Origin of the sequence: Mariniphaga sp., from assembly GCF_041687215.1 — a bacterium.
Classification (GTDB): Bacteria; Bacteroidota; Bacteroidia; order Bacteroidales; family Prolixibacteraceae; genus Mariniphaga.
Genome location: NZ_JAWLCI010000118.1, coordinates 1 through 4,371, shown reverse-complemented (window position 1 = coordinate 4,371; position 4,371 = coordinate 1). Strand labels below are relative to the sequence as shown.

Genomic DNA, 4,371 nt, shown 5'->3' with positions numbered 1-4,371 from the left:
CAAAAAAATAGGATTTAATACTCATGGACAAAAACAGTCAGGGCATAGTGGAGTTGGTGGCTGACGAACTAAAAGTCTGCCAGCCTTAACTTCATTAAACCAATTCAAGAACCGGTTAAACTTATCAGGTTCATTTTCATCCCATTGATTCAGGATTTAGTTGTCATAAATCAGAACAATCTCAGAATAGCCTCCAAAATCATGGGTAAGTCATTTTGCCCTGTATTCGCATAAGTGGCAGAATTTTTTGGGTATGGGGCAATTTTTATAAGGTGTAAGGCTGCAATATAGCCTTCCCCGGCATATTTTTTTAGTTACCGTTTTTTATCAATAAAAAAAAACAGTTGTTGGGAAAATTTTCTCCATTTATTTATGTATCATTACATTCAGGAATTAAAAACAAAATGAGACTGGAAGCAGTTAGTGAATTTTATTTTGACCATTTTGTTTTTGAAATGGATTGGACAGTCATAAATATGACAATTGTAAGAAGATATCACAAGTGATTTTGAATAAAAATTAACTTTTAATCATGTGAAAATTCTGATAACTGGTCCGGATGGTGTTTTAGGCAGTAATTTAGTGAGGGAACTGCTAAATCGTGAATACAAAATTAGTGTTCTGATTCTTGATGGGACATTGGCACCCACCCTTCATCACCTGCCCATAGACAGGTACTATGGCAATATACTAAAACCGGATGACCTCGATTTATGCATGCGGGACCAGGATTGTGTGATACACTGCGCAGCATGCACCAGAGTGTATCCCGCACGTGATGAATTAATTAATCTGGTTAACATAGAAGGGAGCCGGAACATAGCTGAAGCTTGTTTGAAGCATGGCATTAAACGGTTAATATACATTGGAACAGCAAATTCGTTTGGTTATGGATCGACTCTGGAAGATTTGGGAAAAGAAGGGAATCCTTACACTTCGGTAAAATACGGACTTGATTACATGGATTCAAAAAGGAAAGCCATGGAGCTTATTTTAGAATATGTCAATAAGAAAAACCTTCCTGCGATAATAGTAAATCCCACTTTTATGATAGGACCTTACGATTCAAAACCAAGCTCCGGACAAATGATACTCGCTTTGTACAATGGCAAAGTGCCCGGCTATACAAATGGCGGTAAGAATTACATCGCCGTAAAAGATGCTGTTGTTGCAACAGCAAATGCTGTTAAAGAAGGAAAAATTGGTGAATGTTACATTCTCGGAAACGAAAACCTTACATACAGGGAAGCTTTCGAACGTTTTGCGAAGGTTATAGAGGTAAATCCACCGAAAATAAGACTAAGTAATGGAACGATAAAAATTTTCGGAGTGTTAAATTCGTTTCTTGCCCGTTGGCTAAAATTCAAGCCTGCCATAACAAAAGAACTTGCCGCTATTTCCTGTGACCGGCACTATTATTCAGCAGAAAAAGCCATAAATGAATTAGGATTACCTCAAACCCCGATTGAAGTTGCTGTAAAAGAATGTTTTGAATGGTTTCGCGATAATAATTACTTAATCAAGAAATAGTTATGTATCAGCATTTTAGTATTAACGCGAGTTGGGACCCTTCAGTTGCGAGGATTTTCATCCCGGTCATTTGCACACTTATTTCTTTTATTATTTTTTGGTTTGTTGCTCAGTCGGCAAAGATAAAGGCTCGATTTTATGAAAAGCACGATTTTGATTCAGCATCGGTAAAACACATTTTTTTTACCAAGTATTTCGGATTCCTGACAATGGGAATATTGCCGGCAATTGTCTGCCTTCTCGCCTTACCCGAAATTTCTTTGGCTGAATATGGATTAACTTTTATCCCTGAAACAGGATTTTTTACACTTATCTGGATTATAGGGTTAAGCGCTGTAGTGCTTCCACTCTTATATTTCAACGCAAAGAAACCTGAAAACTGGATTAATTATCCCCAGATCCGGGCAAAAGTATGGACAAGGAAAACCGTGGTTATTAACCTTATAGGTTGGTTCCTGTATTTGTTGGGGTACGAATTTCTTTTCAGGGGTATTTTATTGTTTTCCCTTGTTGAACCTTTGGGCGTATGGCCGGCAATTGCTGTAAATATAGCACTCTATTCGGCAACACATATTCCCAAAGGACTTGCTGAAGCAATCGGGGCAATACCCCTGGGCCTGATTTTTTGCATTCTTACACTGGCATCAGGAACGATATGGATTGCATTTATTGTGCATGTTGCCATGGCATGGACCAACAGCCTTACTTCAATAAAATTTCATCCTGAAATCCAATACATACCAAATGGGAAATAGGTTCTCCGGGAAAGTTGCCATTATAACCGGATCAAGCAGGGGAATAGGCAAGGCGATTGCAGTTGAATTGGCCAGCGAAGGCGCATCTGTGGTACTTAATGGAAGAAATAGAGAACGTCTGGAACTTGCACAGAAAGAGATCGAAAAGCATACAAAAAATGTCATTAGTGTATGCTGCGATGTATCAGATGTCAATGAGGGGAAAAGATTAATCGATGAAACTGTTAAAACATTCGGACGTCTGGATATTCTGGTGAACAATGCAGGTGTTTCGATGCGTGGTTATTTTGCCGACCTGACACCTGAAGTTTTTCAATCGGTTTTCAGAACTAATATTTATGGTACTGTAAATCCAACTATTCCTGCTATTCCCGAACTGAGGAAAACAAACGGAAGTGTTATCTTTATTTCCAGTCTTGCGGGTATCAGAGGACTTCCTTCTTTATCTGCATATTGTTCTTCAAAAATGGCACTTCGTGCTATTGCCGAATCGATTCGTATAGAAGAGCACAAGCATAAAATTCATGTTGGATTAATTTATGTTGGTATGACAGAGATAGAGCATCAAAAGGAAACCATTGGCCCTGATGGATCTGTGGTGATTTTGAAAAAAAGGGATAAAAGGAAGGTGTTGACTACTGAATTTGTTGCAAAAAAGGTATTAAAAAATATCCGGAAACGAATGTTTATTAATACATTAACACCTGTCGGAAAGTTAAATAATTTTCTTCAGGCAAGGGTACCCCTGCTGGTTGAAAAAATTATTTTGAAGAATCTTCATAAATTTGAAGAAAGAAGTCAATAATAAAATTGTGTAACTAAACATTTTGATAAAATATACACGTAATATTCTCCTGTTTTTGCTATTGGACATCGTAATTATATCTTAATTTAGTGAACCAGGGACTCTGGAATAGAAGAGTCCAGATTCGAGCCCTGGTATGGTTAAAAACGAGACCATTGTAAGCACCTCCTGCCAGTCCTATGCTGTATAAAACTTTTTTTGCAAATTAGCCACAGCTTCTTCTACAGCTTTTAAATCCTTTGCTTCATTTTTCATAATGTTTTGCTTTTTGTATGATGCCATTAAAGATACAAAATAACTGAGCGGATATGCTTCATAAATAGTTGAGTCAATTTTAATTGCCTTTTCCATTTACTTAGTCTCTTTACGCAAACGTTTTTCATTTAATTCATACATTGCCAGTTCAGTGTAATTGTCAGTGGCGATAAAAATACGACCTCGCTGAGGTCATTCTTTTAGTCCAGGCAGGATTAAAATTTTACCCAATAAAAAACAATTATTTGTGAACAGTTTTTACCCAACTAATGATGACATTCGCTAAATCCTCCCGGGAATTCTTAAATGAATGATCGTCCTGAAATGCTATTATTGCAATATTTTGTGCATTTTGATTTTTGAGAGCCCGGTACAAGGGTAAAGTCCGTTCAATCGAGTTACTGAGATCATCCCAACCTCCAATTAATAAAATGTTTTTTGAAGCCAAAAGTGGTGCGCTCTCAATTAACGAATAAGCAGGATTTAGCTGGTCAATTCCTTTAGCTGCAATTTCTTTTGGTGAGGCCCCGCTGGAAACTCTTACCGGTCCTCCGGGAGCTGTGATTGAAGCAAACCAGTTGTCAAACCCCGCCTTTAATTCTGAATTACGAATATACTCTTTCATAAATGCACCATGATCGGTACCGGCAATAGAAAATACATTCTGAATTTTTGAATGATTGACTGCATAGGAAAGAGCCATTCCGCCTCCATAACTGTATCCGCCTAAAATAATGCAGGTAGTGTCTATGTTGAATTTACTGATACTTTCTTTTTGATACAGAAAATTCAGGGCTGCTTGAATATCTTCCTGTGTATTGTCCCAGCTCCAGTCACCCTGGCTATTATGGGTGCCACTGTAATTGAACATCATTGCATTTATTCCCGATTCCTGAAGTTTTTTGCATATTCCCAGCTCGTCATCTTCATTGCCAGGGAGCCCGGACGATAGAAGTATAGTAGGGAGTTTTCCTTTCTTATATGTTTTATAGAATTTTCCCTGAAGAATCACTCCATTATTGTTTA

At 37.7% G+C, this 4,371-nt stretch carries 5 protein-coding genes; 3 read left to right on the top strand and 2 right to left on the bottom strand.

Features of this window, described 5'->3' with window-relative positions:
- Window positions 1-534: 534 nt before the first annotated feature.
- From ACESMA_RS21325 to ACESMA_RS21315, 3 genes are read left to right on the top strand one after another with little or no spacing between them, the layout of a single operon-like run.
- The gene (locus ACESMA_RS21325) at window positions 535-1,530 is read left to right on the top strand and encodes an NAD-dependent epimerase/dehydratase family protein (protein ID WP_372950908.1); all 996 of its coding nucleotides are present in this window, start codon (window positions 535-537) and stop codon (window positions 1,528-1,530) included.
- 2 nt (window positions 1,531-1,532) lie between these two features.
- The gene (locus tag ACESMA_RS21320; protein ID WP_372950907.1) at window positions 1,533-2,285 is read left to right on the top strand and encodes a CPBP family intramembrane glutamic endopeptidase; all 753 of its coding nucleotides are present in this window, start codon (window positions 1,533-1,535) and stop codon (window positions 2,283-2,285) included.
- Window positions 2,275-3,090, top strand: a complete 816-nt coding sequence (locus ACESMA_RS21315) for an SDR family oxidoreductase (protein ID WP_372950906.1) — start codon at window positions 2,275-2,277, stop codon at window positions 3,088-3,090. The genes ACESMA_RS21320 and ACESMA_RS21315 overlap by 11 nt, the downstream gene beginning before the upstream one ends.
- A gap of 177 nt (window positions 3,091-3,267) precedes the next feature.
- On the opposite strand, the gene ACESMA_RS21310 is transcribed toward ACESMA_RS21315, so the two are convergent.
- Window positions 3,268-3,441, bottom strand: a complete 174-nt coding sequence (locus ACESMA_RS21310) for a hypothetical protein (protein WP_372950905.1) — start codon at window positions 3,439-3,441, stop codon at window positions 3,268-3,270.
- A gap of 145 nt (window positions 3,442-3,586) precedes the next feature.
- Window positions 3,587-4,371 (bottom strand): alpha/beta hydrolase family protein (locus tag ACESMA_RS21305; RefSeq protein ID WP_372950904.1); only part of this gene is annotated, 785 nt, incomplete at its 5' end.